This is a genomic window from Hyphomonadaceae bacterium BL14 (assembly GCA_027627705.1).
Lineage (GTDB): Bacteria > Pseudomonadota > Alphaproteobacteria > Caulobacterales > Maricaulaceae > Oceanicaulis.
This window is the reverse complement of sequence record CP091242.1, coordinates 2,492,802-2,508,179: the sequence shown is the minus strand read 5'-3', so window position 1 is coordinate 2,508,179 and position 15,378 is coordinate 2,492,802. Positions and strand designations below refer to the sequence as shown.

Annotated in this window: 13 protein-coding genes and 1 pseudogene; 9 read left to right on the top strand and 5 right to left on the bottom strand. The window is 67.0% G+C overall.

Features of this window, described 5'->3' with window-relative positions:
- Nucleotides 1–22: 22 nt before the first annotated feature.
- From L2D00_12235 to L2D00_12220, 4 genes are read left to right on the top strand one after another with little or no spacing between them, the layout of a single operon-like run.
- Nucleotides 23–256 (top strand): DUF433 domain-containing protein, encoded by a 234-nt coding sequence (locus L2D00_12235; GenBank protein WBQ12608.1) that lies wholly within the window; start codon nt 23–25, stop codon nt 254–256.
- 29 nt (nt 257–285) lie between these two features.
- Nucleotides 286–588 carry a DUF5615 family PIN-like protein gene (locus tag L2D00_12230; protein WBQ14511.1) on the top strand — a complete coding sequence of 101 codons (303 nt, stop codon included), beginning with the start codon at nt 286–288 and terminating at the stop codon, nt 586–588.
- Nucleotides 585–1,754 (top strand): CoA transferase, encoded by a 1,170-nt coding sequence (locus L2D00_12225; GenBank protein WBQ12607.1) that lies wholly within the window; start codon nt 585–587, stop codon nt 1,752–1,754. The genes L2D00_12230 and L2D00_12225 overlap by 4 nt, the downstream gene beginning before the upstream one ends.
- Nucleotides 1,754–2,185, top strand: a complete 432-nt coding sequence (locus tag L2D00_12220; GenBank protein ID WBQ12606.1) for a hypothetical protein — start codon at nt 1,754–1,756, stop codon at nt 2,183–2,185. Before L2D00_12225 ends, L2D00_12220 begins: the two co-directional genes overlap by 1 nt.
- Before the next feature lie 10 nt (nt 2,186–2,195).
- Here L2D00_12220 and L2D00_12215 read toward each other — a convergent pair whose 3' ends face one another.
- Both L2D00_12215 and L2D00_12210 read right to left on the bottom strand, forming a co-directional pair.
- Complete coding sequence (locus tag L2D00_12215) at nt 2,196–4,772, bottom strand: bifunctional aspartate kinase/diaminopimelate decarboxylase (protein ID WBQ12605.1); 2,577 nt, start codon at nt 4,770–4,772, stop codon at nt 2,196–2,198.
- A 112-nt stretch (nt 4,773–4,884) separates the two neighbouring features.
- Entirely contained in the window at nt 4,885–6,084 is a 1,200-nt protein-coding gene (locus tag L2D00_12210) for an acyl-CoA dehydrogenase (GenBank protein ID WBQ12604.1), read from the bottom strand.
- 142 nt (nt 6,085–6,226) lie between these two features.
- On the opposite strand from L2D00_12210, the gene L2D00_12205 reads away from it, so the two are divergent.
- The 5 genes from L2D00_12205 (at nt 6,227) to L2D00_12185 (ending at nt 12,444) form a co-directional block, all read left to right on the top strand.
- The gene (locus L2D00_12205) at nt 6,227–7,513 is read left to right on the top strand and encodes a 3-isopropylmalate dehydratase large subunit (GenBank protein WBQ12603.1); all 1,287 of its coding nucleotides are present in this window, start codon (nt 6,227–6,229) and stop codon (nt 7,511–7,513) included.
- Nucleotides 7,510–8,058 carry a 3-isopropylmalate dehydratase small subunit gene (gene leuD, locus L2D00_12200; protein WBQ12602.1) on the top strand — a complete coding sequence of 183 codons (549 nt, stop codon included), beginning with the start codon at nt 7,510–7,512 and terminating at the stop codon, nt 8,056–8,058. The genes L2D00_12205 and leuD overlap by 4 nt, the downstream gene beginning before the upstream one ends.
- The gene (locus tag L2D00_12195) at nt 8,055–8,939 is read left to right on the top strand and encodes an oxaloacetate decarboxylase (protein WBQ12601.1); all 885 of its coding nucleotides are present in this window, start codon (nt 8,055–8,057) and stop codon (nt 8,937–8,939) included. Before leuD ends, L2D00_12195 begins: the two co-directional genes overlap by 4 nt.
- Before the next feature lie 684 nt (nt 8,940–9,623).
- Nucleotides 9,624–10,064, top strand: coding sequence for a hypothetical protein (locus L2D00_12190; GenBank protein ID WBQ12600.1), 441 nt, complete (start codon nt 9,624–9,626; stop codon nt 10,062–10,064).
- 265 nt (nt 10,065–10,329) lie between these two features.
- Entirely contained in the window at nt 10,330–12,444 is a 2,115-nt protein-coding gene (locus L2D00_12185; protein ID WBQ12599.1) for an amidohydrolase family protein, read from the top strand.
- Between the two features lie 166 nt (nt 12,445–12,610).
- On the opposite strand, the gene rimM is transcribed toward L2D00_12185, so the two are convergent.
- The 3 genes and pseudogenes from rimM to ffh all read right to left on the bottom strand — a co-directional run bounded on the left by rimM (nt 12,611) and on the right by ffh (nt 15,266).
- Nucleotides 12,611–13,144 carry a ribosome maturation factor RimM gene (gene rimM / locus L2D00_12180; protein ID WBQ12598.1) on the bottom strand — a complete coding sequence of 178 codons (534 nt, stop codon included), beginning with the start codon at nt 13,142–13,144 and terminating at the stop codon, nt 12,611–12,613.
- Between the two features lie 316 nt (nt 13,145–13,460).
- Nucleotides 13,461–13,712: pseudogene (rpsP, locus tag L2D00_12175) on the bottom strand (30S ribosomal protein S16).
- Between the two features lie 30 nt (nt 13,713–13,742).
- Nucleotides 13,743–15,266 (bottom strand): signal recognition particle protein, encoded by a 1,524-nt coding sequence (gene ffh, locus L2D00_12170; GenBank protein ID WBQ12597.1) that lies wholly within the window; start codon nt 15,264–15,266, stop codon nt 13,743–13,745.
- Nucleotides 15,267–15,378: the final 112 nt, after the last annotated feature.

Genomic DNA, 15,378 nt, shown 5'->3' with positions numbered 1-15,378 from the left:
GCGATCATGCTAGGATAGCGCCATGGACCGTAAAGCTCTCCATCCGCGGATGTCTGTCGATCCGGCCATCATGTTCGGCAAGCCGTGCATCACCGGCACGCGCATGCCCGTGTATCTGATTTTGCGAAAGCTTTCGGCCGGGATGAGCGAGGTGGAGATTCACGAGGCCTGTCCGCACCTTGAAAAAGGCGACGTGCAGGCGGCGCTGGCGTTTGCGGCCGACCAGCTGGACGAACCGGTCGCGGCGGCGCAGTAGTGCGGTTCTTGGCAGATGAATGCGTGGATATGCGCAGCGCAGGCCACGAGGTCCTGCAACCCGATTTTTCGGATCGCCGCGCAGCCGATGACAGCGTGCTTGAGACGGCATTGAAAAGCAAAGCGGTTCGGCTCACCGAAGATCGCGATTTTGGGGCGCTGATCTTTCGCGATTTGCAAGACGCCGTGGGTGTTTTCTATTTTCGCTGCGACGACCATGGCCGCTGCACGAGAGCCGTGCTCGACACGTTGGATCGAGTCCACGGCAATCTCGTCGTGGTTACCGACCGTGCCATACGTGTACGCCCGCTCAAGGGAAACCCGCCCCTATGAAACTCTCCGGCCTCAAAGTTCTCGATCTCTCCGCCTTTCTGCCCGGTCCGCATCTGACCATGATGATGGCCGATCACGGCGCGGACGTGGTGATGATCGAGCCGGCCAACGGGACGGGGGAGCCGACGCGTGAGATCGGGTTGCGCCACGTCGATGGCGTCTCGGTTTGGTTTCGCAATATCGCGCGCGGCAAGCGGTCGCTGAAACTGAACCTGAAAGACCCGGATGGACAGGCGCTCCTCCACGCCCTCGCCCGCGAGGCCGATGTGGTGGTGGAGGCGTTCCGCCCCGGCGTCGCCCGGCGCCTCGCCGCAGATTACGAGACGCTGAGCGCGCTCAATCCGCGCCTTGTCTATTGCTCCATCTCCGCCTTCGGGCAGGCGGGCGCCTATGCGATGAAGCCCGCCCATGATCTGACGGTGCAGGCGCTGGCGGGGCTGGTGGATCTCAATCGCGGGCTGGAGGATGGCAAGCCGGCCAGCCCCAACATACCGGTTGCCGACATGGCCGCTTCGCTGATGGCACTGTCGGCAATCCTGATGGCGCTCTACCGCCGTCACGCGACGGGTGAGGGCGATTTCATCGATCTGGCGATGTATGATGCGTGCCTGGCCTGGACGCCCAATGTCACCGGCCCGGTGTTTGCCCAGGACGCACACCCGCCGGTCAAGGACATGCGCTCGTTTGGCGGTGCCGCAATGTACCATGCCTATGAGACGAAAGACGCAAAGCATCTCGTCCTGGGCGGATCGGAGATCAAGTTCGCCACCAACTTGCTCGAAGCGCTGGGGCGGCCCGACCTCGTCCACCATGCGCGCCTCGAGCCCGGACCGGCGCAAGAGCCCTTGCGCGTCTTCTTCACCGAAACCTTCGCCAGCCGCACGCTGGGCGAATGGGAAGACTTCCTCGAAGGCATCGATGTGTGCTGGGCACCGGTGCGCACGCTCAAAGACGCGTTTGATGACCCTCACACGCGCGAGCGCGGACTGGTGTTCGAGGATGCCGCGGGCCATCGCCATATCGGCCCGCCGCTACGCTTTGCGAAAGAGCCCCCGCAGCCCGATCCTTCCATCCCCGCCTTTGGCGAACACTCCGAAACACTGGCGCGCGAGGCGGGGTTTGGCGCAGAGCGCATCCACGCGATGAAAGAGCGGGGAGTGATCTGATGGGGCGTTTCCCCGCTATGCGCGCCCATGAGGGGGTCTGGACCGGGACCTATACCCATCTCGATGCAAACGGACGCGAGATTGACCGGCACCAGGCACGCGTGGTCTGCGCGTTCCCGGCCGCGGGCGATCCCTTCTACGTCCAGCACATCATATTCACCTGGCCTGACGGGCGGGTGCGCGAGGACCGGTTTGACGGACACATTCAGGGCGACCGCATTGTGTTCGACACCCCGGCCTTTGCCGGCCTGGCCTGGGAAAGCGGGCCTCTGGTGCTGCTGCATCTCGACCGCAAGGACGAGCCAGGCACGCACTTTGTCGAGATCATTGTGATGGCACCGGACAGGCGCACCCGCGCGCGCACCTGGCACTGGTTCAAGGACGGCGCACTGGTCCGGCGTACGCTGTGCGATGAGCGCCGGGCCGGCTAGACCCCGGAAGCTAGATCACCGCCTCGCCCGCCGGGTCGCGCAGATTATAGCGTGAGGCCATGACCGCCCCGTAGGCACCGGCCTCGGCGATCAGCATGACATCGCCCTCCTCGGTTTCGGGCAGGAGGCGGTCGGCACCCAGGAGGTCCGCGCTCTCGCAGATCGGGCCGACGACCGACGCCATGCCGATGCCGGGCTCGTCCAGCCTCGACAGGTTCACGATCTCATGGCGCGCGCCGTAGAGGGCCGGGCGGATCAGCGAGTTCATGCCGGTGCCCAGCCCGATAAAGCGCGTGCCGAAAGCGTGCTTGACCTGGGTGACGCGTGCGAGCAGCACGCCGGCTTCGGCAACCGGAAAACGGCCCGGCTCCATCCAGAGCTCAAACCGGGGATGGGCTTTTTTCAGGAGCGCCAGCTCCTCATCCACGCGCAACAGGTCGAGCGCCGGCGCGTCGGGGCTTTCGGGCACGCCCAGTCCCCCGCCGCAATTGAGGATGTGCGCATCGGGAAACGCGCGGGCGGCCTGGGCCAGAATGGCACCGATCTCGCGCCAGTGGTCAGCATCTGTCACGCCGGAGCCCGCATGGGCATGCAGGCCGATCACCCGGGCCCCGGCGGCCTGGGCAGCGGCGCGCGCGTCGCCAAGCGCTTCGAGCGGAATGCCGAACTTGGCCTTGGGGCCAGCGGTTTTCACGTGCTGATGGTGACCGCGTGGCCGGTCTGGATTGACCCGGAGGATGATGTCGGTGCCCCGGAACACCTCCGGCCAATGGGTGAGCGGGTGTAGCCCGTCAATCGTCAGGTGGGTGCCGAACGCCACCGCCGCCTCGTACTCGCTGCGATGGGCGAAGTTCGGGGTGAATAGCACTTCATCCGGCCGAAGATCGGCGAAGGTGCCGCGCACGCGCGCGATCTCGCCGGGCGAAACGCATTCAAAACCGAGCCCCGCAGCGCGAATGGCGCGCAGCACGTCCGGGTAGGCATTGGCCTTCATGGCGTAGAAGGCACGCGACAGAGAGCTGATGCTTGCCACGGCGCGCGCGCGGGCGCTGACAGTGTCGAGATCATAGACATAGAGGCCGCCGGTTGGCGGCGCGAGATCAAGAAGCGCGTCACGCTTGCGCGTCCACCAGGGGGCGGGACGTGCGGCCCGGGGCGTCCCGGGCCGGGCGAGCTGCGCCCAGCTGGGGCCGAACACGGCGCCTTCAGGCGCGGTGCTGATCAGTTCCTCGTGCAGGCGCTTGGCCAAAGCTGCGCCCTCGGTTTCGTCGACAACAACAGTGAAGTTGAGATCATTGGCCGCCTGGCTGACCAGCCGTATCGGTTTGTCCTGGAACATTTCCAGCGCCGGCGCGAGCTGGTGCAGGATGCGGCGGATGCCGTAGCCGAGCAGGCTGACGGCGGCTGCATCCTCAATGATCTTCACCCGGCACAGGGGGGCCAGTGTCTCGCGCAGGCGGTCAAGGCGCGCCTGATCCAGGCCCGGATCAGGATCGAGGCTGACGGTCACGTTGGTTTCAGAGGTAGAAACCAGGTCCACCGACACACCGCACGCCTTGAAGCCAGCGAACACGTCGGCCAGGAAGCCGGCTTGGCGCCACATACCCGCGCCTTCCATGACCACAAGGCGAACGCCGGTCTTGACCGACACGGCTTTCAGGCGCGGGGCATCATCGCCGGGGGCGCCAGTGATGCGCGTACCGGCCAGATCCGGGCGCAATGTCGAACGTACTTCCATGGGGATGTTGGCGCGGCGCGCCGGACCGATACAGCGCGGGTGCAGCACCTTGCCGCCCATGGTGGCGATTTCCTGGGCTTCTTCATAGGACAGGGCGCGCAGATGGCGGGCACCTTCGGTCAGGCGCGGGTCCGCGCTGAACAGGCCGGGCACATCGGTCCAGATTTCCAGCCGGGCCGCCTGCAGGCGTGCAGCAAAATACGCCGCCGAAGTGTCCGACCCGCCCCGGCCCAGCAGCACGGTGGCACCGCTCGCATGGCGGGCGATAAAGCCTTGCGTCAGTACCAGACCAGCGCCGGACAATTGCTCCTGTAACGCCGGGTCGGCGTCCTCGGCTGCGCCGTTATCGAGCCAGGCGCGCGGCTCATCGGCATTGTTCAGGGCCGTCAGGGCGTCGCGGGCATCCAGCAGCACCGGATCGAGCCCGGCGGCTTTCAGGCATTCCAGCCCCAGCTCGCTGGCCATCAGCTCGCCCTGGGCCATCAGCTCGGCGCGCAGGCGGGCGCTGGCCTCGCCCGAATAGCCGATCCCGGCGGAGCGCCGGTCGATGAGGGCGAAATGGTCTTCCAAAAGGGTGTCGGCGTCGAGGCCGGCGTCGGCGGCGAACGCGCGATGGCGCGCCTTGACCGCTTGCGCCGCAGCCTCCCCGGCCCCGGCCAGTGCGGCGGCGGGCAGGGCTTCGAGCAGGTTGGACACCCCGGCCAGCGCCGAGTGGACGATCAGCACCCGCTCGCCGGCCTCCAGGCGCTGCCGGGCGATGTCAGCGATCACGCGCCAACGGTCCGGAGCGGCCACGGACGTGCCGCCGAACTTCATCACGATCCAGGGACAGGCAGCGTTTGCAGGCATGGCGACGATCCGGTCAGGTCTCACAGCGGGGCTGCGTGACATAGCGCGCCATGCTGCACTGCGCAAAGACGTTCAGCGCGGGGTGCAGATCCCCGTCCCCCGCGCTGGGGTATCAGTAAAACGCCTGCAACCCGGTCTGGGCGCGGCCCAGTATGAGGGCATGCACATCGTGGGTGCCCTCATAGGTGTTGACCGTCTCCAGATTCACCGCGTGGCGCAGGATGTGATATTCCTCGGCTATACCGTTGCCGCCATGGATGTCACGCGCCTCGCGGGCGATGGCCAGCGCCTTGCCGCAATTATTGCGCTTCATCATGGAGATGGCTTCGGGCACGTAGGCACCTTCGTCCATCAGGCGGCCCAGACGCAGCGCGCCCTGATAGCCCAGCGCGATCTCGGTCTGCATGTCAGCGAGCTTTTTCTGCACCAGCTGGGTGCCGGCGATAGGCTTGCCGAACACGACCCGCTCCATCGCGTAGTCGCGCGCGGCGCGCCAGCAGAACTCCGCCGATCCCATCGCGCCCCAGGCGATGCCGTAGCGCGCCTTGTTGAGGCAGGAGAACGGCCCGCGCAGCCCCTTCACATTGGGAAGCAGCGCGTCTTCGGGGACCAGCGCATCACTCAGCGAGATCGAGCCGGTAACCGACGCGCGCAGGGACATCTTTCCCTCGATCTTCGGGGTATCGAAGCCAGTCACGCCGCGCTCCACGATGAAGCCGCGAATAACGCCGTCGAGCTTGGCCCAGACCACCGCAAGATCGCTGATCGGCGAGTTGGTGATCCACATTTTCGAGCCGTTCAGGAGATAGCCGCCATCGACCTTTTTGGCCGTGGTGCGCATGGCACCCGGATCGGAGCCGCCATCAGGCTCGGTCAGACCAAAGCAGCCGACCCATTCGCCGGTGGAGAGCCTGGGCAGGTATTTGCGTTTCTGGGCTTCGCTGCCGAATGCCTCGATCGGGTACATGACCAGCGAGGACTGCACGCTCATGGCCGAGCGATAGCCGGAATCCACCGCCTCGACCTCGCGCGCGATCAGGCCGTAGGCGACGTGGGACAGACCCGCCCCGCCATACTCTTCGCCGACGGTTGCGCCGAGCAGGCCGAGTGCGCCCATTTCGGTCATGATCTCGCGGTCGAAGCGCTCTTCACGATAGGCGCTGATGACACGCGGCATGAGTTTTTCACGGCAATAGGCGCGCGCGCTGTGCGCGATCATGCGCTCTTCCTCGTTGAGCTGATGCTCGAGATGGAGCGGGTCTTCCCACGAGAAACTCAACGGGGTGTTATCTGCAGCGTCCAGCGCGGCCATGGGTCATCTCCTGATCACCGCCTGCGACGCGCGGCGGATAATACGCATGCGCAGGCTTGGGTTCGAAATGTTATAAAGATATATCCTTTGATCGGAAACCGTTTGCGCGTGTAGTCTGGCAGTGTGGTACTGAGGCGGAGCTATGGCTGCAACCCTTGTAGAGAAGATCATGGCGCGCGCGGCCGGGCGTGACACAGTGTCGCCGGGCGAGATTGTAACCATCGCGGTGGATCTGGCGATGGCCCATGATTCGTCCGGGCCCAGGCGCTGGCAGGCGCGGCTGGAAGCGCTGGGGACCGGGCTCTGGGACCCGTCGCGGGTCGTGATCGTGTCCGATCACTATGTGCCGGCAGTGGATGCGGACTCAGCGGCCATCCTGCAGCTGACGCGTGAATTCGCGAGCGATTACGGCGTGAAGAATTTCTATGACATGAAGGGCATCTGCCATGTCATCCTGCCCGAGCATGGCCATGTGAAGCCGGGCATGGTGATTGCGGGCGGCGACAGCCATACCACAAATGCCGGTGCGTTCGGTGCCTATGCAGCCGGCTTCGGTGCCACCGACATGACCGCCATCGTGGCCACCGGCGAGACCTGGACCGTCATTCCTGAGACGATCCGCGTGCAGATCGCCGGAGCGCTCAGCGCGGGCGTCACCGCCAAGGACATCATGCTCGCCCTGTGCCGCGATCTGGGCATGGGCAATCATTTCAAGGTGATCGAGTACGCCGGCACCGGCGTGGACACTCTGGACATGGAGGCGCGCACCGTGCTGGCCAATATGGCTGCGGAGCTGGGCGGCGAAACCGGGCTGATCGCGCCGGACCAGACGACGCTCGATCACATCCGCGCCCATGGCGGCAGTGTCGACGACGACGCCATTGAGCGCTGGCGCTCCGATCCGGACGCAGCCTGTGCGCAGGTGTTTGATCTGGACGCCTCCTCGCTGGTGCCGCAAGTGGCCGCGCCGCATTCCCCGGCCAACAGCGCGGGCGTGGACGCCCATGGCGGGGCGCGGATTGATCAGGCCTATATCGGGGCCTGCGTGGGCGCGAAACTCGGCGATCTGCATATGGCGGCCAGGGTCCTGAAAGGTCGGCACGTAGCGCCGGGCGTGCGCCTGCTGGTGGCGCCGGCCTCATCCAAAGTCACGGCGGCCGCAGCGAAAGACGGCACGCTCGCGGCGCTGGTGGAGGCGGGCGCGGTGGTGCTCGCCTCGGGCTGCGGCGCGTGTGCGGGACTGGGTGCCGGCCTGCTGGCGGCCGGGGAGGTGTGCATCTCCTCGACCAACCGGAATTTCAAGGGCCGCATGGGCCACAAGGACGCGTCGGTGTATCTGGGCTCGCCCTACACCGTGGCGGCCAGCGCGATCGAGGGCCGCATCGCCGATCCGCGCCCCTTCCTCAAGGACAAGAGGGCCGCAGCATGAGTGTGCGCGAGGGCCGGGCCTGGGTCTATGGCGACGGGATCGACACCGATCTGCTGGCCCCCGGCCACGCCATGAAGAAAAGCCCGGCGGAGCTCGCCAGACACACGCTGGAAGCCATCGACCCCCATTTTGCAGCCCACATCAAGCCCGGCGACATGCTGGTGGCGGGCGCGGACCTCGGCATCGGATCGAGCCGGGAGCAGGCGGCGATCTCGCTGAAAACGCTGGGCGTTTCGGCGGTGATTGCGAAGAGCTTTGCGCGGATATTCTACCGCAACTGCATGAATATCGGCCTGCCCGCGATCGTGTTTGATCCGGCCGGCCGCATCCATCCCGGCGACACGCTGCGGCTGGATCTGGCCGCCGGGCGCCTGTCCAATCTGGCCAGGGGCGAGACCTGGCCGGTGCCGGCCCTGCCGCCCCACCTCATGGCCATGATCGAACAGGGCGGGCTGATGGCGAGCCTGACGGCCCGCTTTGCTGACCCCGCCGCCCGCCACCCGGTGCCCGCCCGGCCCGTCCCCGCTTCTGGGAGCCTCACATGACTGACCTCAAATCCCGCCTCAAAAACGGCCCCGCCGTCCTGGCGCCGGGCGTGTATGACGCGCTCAGCGCGCTTCTGGTGGCCGAGGCCGGGTTCGAGGCGGCGTATCTGTCGGGCGCCTCCATCGCCTACACCCAGCTGGGCCGCCCCGATCTGGGCCTGGTCAGCGCCAAGGAGGTAGCCGACACCATCGCGCGCATTCACGAGCGCACGGACATCCCCCTGATCGTTGACGCCGATACCGGCTTTGGCAATGCGCTCAACGTGCAGCGCACGGTCAAAACCTTTGAGCGCGCGGGCGCCAGCGCCATCCAGCTGGAAGACCAGCAATTGCCCAAGCGCTGCGGGCATCTGTCCGGCAAGTCGCTGGTCAGCGCACAGGAAATGGCCGGCAAGGTGCGCGCCGCGGTGGATGCGCGCGCCAGCGAGACCACCCTGATCATTGCGCGCACCGACGCCATCGCGGTGGAGGGCTTCAATGCCGCGCTGGACCGCGCCGAGGCGTATCTGGATGCGGGCGCCGACATCCTCTTCATCGAAGCGCCCCAGGACATGGCCCAGATGAACGCCGCCGCCGCCCGCTTCGCCGGCCGCGCCCCGCTGCTGGCCAATATGGTGGAGGGCGGGCGCACCCCGATGCGCACCCTCGATGATCTGTCCGGCGCCGGATACCGCCTGGTGATCACCCCCGGCGCCCTGGTGCGTGCCCTGGCCTTCATGGCCCGCGACTTCCTCAAAACCCTCAAAACCGACGGCGCCACAGCCCGGTACCGCGACCGCATGCTCGATTTCGGCCAGCTCAACGCCCTTCTGGGCATTGACGAGATGAAGGCCGACGGCGAGCGCTATGATGCCGGCGAAGCGCCCAAAGCTGCGGAGTGAGGGGGGCGTGTGAGAGCGTGAGAGGGGTGAGAGTCGGCGCGGAGCGTGAATTCTTATCATCATTACCACCCTCCCGCTTCTCCGGCCGTTTGCGTTCGAGGCCGCCTGGCGCCCCTGCAAACGGGACGCGGCGGATAGTCCGGCATGAGAAAGAGCGGCCCGCAGGTTACACCGGCGTGGGGTGGGGGTGGATAAGGGGGGAGGGCGAGGCTTTGACGCTGGAGGTTTTGCCGGCATTGCTTTCGCCTGGCCCATCCGGGAAGGGCGTTCGGGTTGCTTGATCCCCATCTCTGCCTTCCCGGAATTTGCGTCAGCAAATATCCGGGACCCATCCCGATAGCTTTTAGCCGCCCCGGCGGTGCAGCAAGTCGGTGGATGGGTCCCGGCTCTCGCTCCGCTCGGCCGGGAAAACAATAGTTTGATTTAATCTCCATCCCTGCCTTCCCGGAAGCCGCGAAGCGGCTGTCCGGGACCCATCCCGCCCCATCTCAGCCGCCGCGACGGTGGAGAGTATTGGTGGATGGATCCCGGGTCTCCCCGGCTCAAGGCTCCGCCGCCCGGGAAAACAAGGTGGGTTGTTTGATCCTCGCACGCCCCGCCTTCCCACATTTCCATGCGTCTCAATGACTTATGTGACCTTGTCGGCGGCACGGCGCAGTCCGCGCCGCTTCGGGGAGTATGTCCATGCGTTGTTTGCCCACTCAACTGACCGCCGCTCTGATCGTCCTGGATGCGGGCGCTGCGCCTGTGATGGCGGACGAGGTGTGGTCCACCCCGTTTGGCGACATGCAGTGGGAGACCACGCTGCGCGATATGGCGGTGTTCAACCTCTATGGCGACGGGGTGGCGCCGTCGGAGATGCGCCTGTTCCTTCCGGACCTGCAGAATGATGTGATGGGCGGGCGCGGCCATTATTCGGGCTTCTGGACCGCCGAGAGCGGCGAGCCGGCGTGCAGCGCGGCGCTGACCGATCCCATGGGCACGACCACCTATGACTGGGGCCGGGTGGAGCTGACCTTCGACAATCCCGAGTTTCCGTCCAGCTGGACGGCCCGGTTCGGCGTCTGTTTCGGCGAGCCGGTGGAAGAGTTCCGCGGCGTGACGCCGGCGGGCGGGGGGAAGTAGGGGGCTTCTGGCCCAAATCCCCACCCCTGTTTTCCCGGAAGTCCCGGCCCCGAGCCGGGGCTGTCCGGGACCCATCCCGATAGCTTTGAGCCGCCGCGGCGGTGGAGAGTTTCGGTGGATGGGTCCCGGCTCTCGCTACGCTCGGCCGGGACAACACTATTTTGATCAGATCCACACGCCCCCCGTTATTCTATAACGCGCAGACAGGCCCGCGCCTTGCGTGCTAACCCTTTGGCCAAACAGATATTCGGCGGAGGGTGTTGAGATGCGGGCATGGATGACGGCGCGGGCGGGCTTGTGGGCAGCGGTTCTGGCGGCGCCGCTGGTGCTGACGGCGTGCGGCGAGGGCGCTGGCGAGGGTGCCGGCGCGGGCGGTGAGCCGGGCGCGACCGAGGTCAATCGCTGGGGCCAGAGCGAGCCGGCCGACGCGGTCTTTACCGTGCTGACCAGCGGCACAGCCATCGGCGCGCTGGAGGTCTGGCGCGAAGAGGCCGGCTATGCCATCGGCTATGAATTCCGCAATAACGGGCGCGGGCCGACCTATCAGGAAGCGATTGGCCTGGATGCCGCCGGTCATCCCGTCCACTGGACGGTGGAGGGCGCGACCACGTTCGGCAATCAGGTGGACGAGAGGTTCCACCGCGATGAGACCGGCGCGCGCTGGCGCGATTCCACCGGCGAGGGGCAAGCAGTGCCGGACGGCCCGGCGCTCTATGTGCCGCAGAACGCCAGCCCCTGGGCGCTGGGCCTGGCGGCGCAGGCGCTGATGGCGGCGCCGGAGCGGTCCCTGCCGGCCCTGCCCGGCGGGATGCTGCGCCTGGACCCCGTGGAGACGCTGGAGGTGACCCATGCCGATGGCGGTGTGCGTGCGGTGAGCGTGTGGGCGCTGTCGGGCACCAGTTTGAACCCGTCCTGGGTGCTGATGGACGGCGAGGATTTCTTCGGCACGGTGTCGCCGCGCTTTGCGGTGCTGGCGCAAGGGTTTGAGGGCGAGGATGCGCGCCTGCGCGAGCGGGCGGGGAATTACGAATCCGAACGCTATGGTGCCATCCAGGACCGTGTGGCGCGCCGCTATGAGACGCCGGTGCGTATCGCCAATGTGCGCGTGTTCGATCCCGAAGCGCTGGGCCTGACCGATCTGGTGTCGGTGCGCGTGGAGGGCGAGCGGATCGTGGCGGTGGAAGCGCCGGACGCGCGCGTGACCGGCGAGACGGTGATCGATGGCGCGGGCGGCACGCTGGTGCCGGGCCTGTTTGAAATGCATGCGCATTTGAGCGAGACGGCGGCGTTTCTGAACGTCGCGGCGGGCGTGACCAGCGTGCGCGATATGGGCAATGACAATGACAGCCTGGACCGGCTGGTGGCCGATATCGAGGCCGGGCGTGTGGCGGGGCCGCGCGTGTTCCGCAGCGCCTTCATCGAGGGGCGCAGCCCGTTCAACTCCAATTCCGGCGTGCTGGTGGATTCGGTGGAGGACGCGGTGGCCGCGGTCCACGATTATGCCGACCGGGGCGGGTTTCACCAGATCAAGATCTACAACTCCATGAGCCCGGACTGGATCCCCGAGGTGATCGCCGCGGCGCGTGAGCGCGAGATGCGGGTGTCGGGCCATGTGCCCGCCTTTACCAATGCCGATGCGATGATCGCAGCGGGCTATGACGAGATCACCCATATCAACCAGCTCATGCTGGGCTGGGTGCTGGAGGCGGACGAGGATACGCGCACGCTGCTCAGGCTGACCGCGCTCAAGCGCCTGCCGGAGCTTGATCTGGACAGCGCCGCCGTCAATGCGACCCTGGACGCCATGCAGGCGCGCGGCGTGGCGATTGATCCCACGCTGGTGATCCATGAATCGCTGCTTCTGTCGCGCAATGGCGTGATCAATCCGGGTGCGGTGGATTATATCGACCACATGCCGGTCTCGGTGCAGCGCTCGGCGCGCAGCGCCTGGGTGGAGATCGCCTCTGACGCGGATGACGCGGCCTATCGCGGCGCGTTCGACCAGATCATCGAAACCCTGCGGCGCATGCGCGACCGCGGGATTTTCCTGGTCCCCGGAACGGATACCGGCGGCTCCTTCACCTATCACCGCGAGCTGGAGCTGTATCAGGAGATCGGCATGAGCCCGGCGGAGATTCTCGCCTGGGCCGGTCATGGCATGGCGGAGTATCTGGGCGCGGGTGACGAGGTCGGCCGCATCGCGCCGGGCTATCTGGCGGATTTCTTCCTGATCCCCGGCGATCCCACGGCGGACCTGAAAGCCATCAAAACCATCGCCATGGTGGCCGCGGACGGGGTGATCTATTTCCCGGCGGATATCTACCCTGAATTCGGGATCCGCCCGTTTGTGGACGCGCCGGCGGTGAGCGTGGCGCAGTAGGGGGTTAACCCCGAGACTGCCGTCCCGGACGGCGAAGCCGATCCGGGATCCATCCCGGTCAGTGTCGACCGCCGCAGCGGCGGCCCGTTCTGGTGGATGGGTCCCGGCTCTCCCCCGGATCAAGTCCGGGGTCGGCCGGGAAAGCATGGGGCGGAGATTGCAAGCCCTAAGGCGCGTCGCCGTCCAGCGTCTCGGGCACGATCAAGGTCAGCCAGCCGCCGGCCAGGTCCACGTGGGGGACGGCTTCGCGGGTGAAGGGGGCGTAGACGACGCCGCCCGGCCCGGCAATCTCCAGCACGTCGCCGGCGCCGAAATCCTGCACCGCACGCACGCGGCCCAAGGGCTGGCCGCCGGCATCGCGGGCCTGCAGGCCGATCAGATCGGCGTGGTAATACTCGTCGTCTTCCGGCGGCGGCAGCACGGCGCGCGGCACGTGCAGCAGCGTGCCCTTCATGGCCATGAGCTGTTCGCGGGTGAGGGTTTCACGCAACGTAGCGATCACGAAACCGCCCGCGCCCGGCTTGGCCTTCACGGGCGTGAGCACAGGCTTGCCCGACGCATCCAGGAAGGGACCATAGCTGCACACCAGGGCCGGATCGCCGAACGCCTTGATCTTCGCCTCGCCGCGCACCCCGTGGGCGCCGGCCAGGGCGGCAATGACGATCAGCTCCGGTGACGGATCGGCGGTCTTTTTTGTCATGAGCAAGGCTCAACGCAGCCCGGCCCCGCGCGGATGCGCAGGGCCGGTGCGATGATCAGGCCTGGGTGTCTTCGGCCGGGGTCTCTTCAGCCGGGGCGTCAGCGGCGGGCGCCTCTTCTGCGGCGGCTTCGGCCGGGGCGTCTTCAGCAGGGGCTTCCTCGACCGGGGCCTCTTCCACCGGAGCCGGGGCTTCAGCGGCGGCCTTGGCTTCGGCGGCGGCGGTCTTGCGGGCTTCTTCCTTCTCGGCGCGCTCGGCGGCGCGTTCCTTGGCATTGGCGCCCGGCTCGCCCTTTTTCAGGTTCTGGCCCGGCTTCCATTCCATCACGCCGGCGGCGGCGAGGAAGCGCGCGACGCGGTCGGTGGGCTGGGCACCCTTTTTCAGCCAGTCGGCGGCTTTCTCGGTGTCCAGGGTCACGCGGTTCTCGTGATCCTTGGGCAGCATCGGGTTGTAGGTGCCGATCTTTTCAATGAAGCGGCCATCGCGCGGATTGCGGCTGTCAGCCACGACGATGCGGTAATAGGGGCGCTTCTTGGCGCCGCCACGGGCGAGACGGATTTTAACGGCCATGAGATTCGAAGTCCTTTGGTTGGTTGAATGTCAGCGTTTGGTTTTGCCGCCGGGCAGGCCGGGCAGACCCGGAAAACCGCCGGAAGCCGGCGGCTGAGACGGTCCGCCAGCGCCCGGCAGGCCTGGCAGTCCACCCGCGCCCGAAGGCGCGCGTCCCTTGAGAAGATCGGCGGCGGCGGCGTCGAGACCCGCGCCACTCATGCCGGGGGGCATTTTGCCGCCGCCGGGCATGCCGGGCAGGCCTTTGCCCTTGCCGGCCTTCTTCATCATGTCCGCCATCTGGCGGTGCATCTTGATCAGCTTGTTGACCTCGGGCACCTCCACACCGGCACCCTTGGCGATGCGGCGCTTGCGGCTGGCCTTGAGGATGTCCGGCTTGGCGCGCTCTTCGGGCGTCATCGACAGGATGATCGCCTCCTGGCGCGAGATCGCCTTGTCGTCAAAGCCAGACGCCGCGACCTGCGCCTTGGCTGCCTTGTTCATGCCGGGCATCATGCCCATGATCGAGGCGAGCCCGCCCATTTTCTTGAGCTGGGCCAGTTGCTGGCGGAAATCCTCCAGATCGAACTTGCCCTTGGCCATTTTGCGCGCGAGGCGCTCGGCCTGGTCCTGATCCACCTCGGCGGCGGCTTTCTCCACCAGCGAGACGATGTCGCCGCGCCCCAGAATCCGCCCGGCCAGACGGCGCGCGTCAAACGCGTCGAGCCCGTCCACCTTTTCCGAGACGCCCAAAAACTTGATCGGCAGGCCGGTGACCCAGCGCATGGACAGGGCCGCGCCGCCGCGCCCGTCGCCATCCATCCGCGTCAGGACGAGACCCGTCAGCGGCAGGCGCTCGTGAAAGCGGCGCGCCGTCTCCACCGCGTCCTGACCGGTCAGGGCGTCGGCCACCAGCAGCGTCTCGCGTGGGCGGGCGATGTCGGCGATGCGCGCGGCCTCGGCCATCATCTCTTCATCGATGGAGGTGCGCCCGGCCGTGTCCAGGATCACCACGTCAAAGCCCTGCAGGCGCGCCGCGCTCATGGCGCGCTTGGCGATCTCGGTGGCCGACTGTCCCTTGACGATGGGCAGGCAGGCGACGCCTGCTTTTTCGGCCATCTGGGCGAGCTGCTCCATCGCCGCCGGACGGCGCGTATCCAGCGAGGCGACCAGAACCTTTTTCTTCTCGCGGCTGGTCAGGCGCAAAGCGAGCTTGGCCGTGGTGGTGGTCTTGCCGGAGCCCTGAAGGCCCGCCATCAGGATCGCCACTGGCGGCTCGCCGCCCAGCGACAGGCCCTCAGGCTCGCCCTCGCCGCCCAGCAGCACCACCAGCTCGTCATGGACGATCTTGATGACCTGCTGGCCGGGGGCCACAGCGCGGATGACGCGCTCGCCCACCGCCTCGGCGCGCACCCGGCTCATGAAGTCCTTCACCGCCGGCAGGGCCACATCGGCCTCCAGCAGCGCCACACGGATCTCGCGCAGGGCCGCGTCCACGTCCTTCTCAGAGAGCGCGCCGCGCCCCGTGAGCTGGTCGAAGACGCCGGACAGGCGGTCGGTCAACGTGTCGAACATTCAAAGCCCTTCAATAGCCGCTCATGTCCCTGAAGCCGCGCCGGCAAGCGCACACGCCGCAACAACCCCGCTGGACGCAACGCGTCGAGCCTGGGTGTCTCGCCGGCCTCCA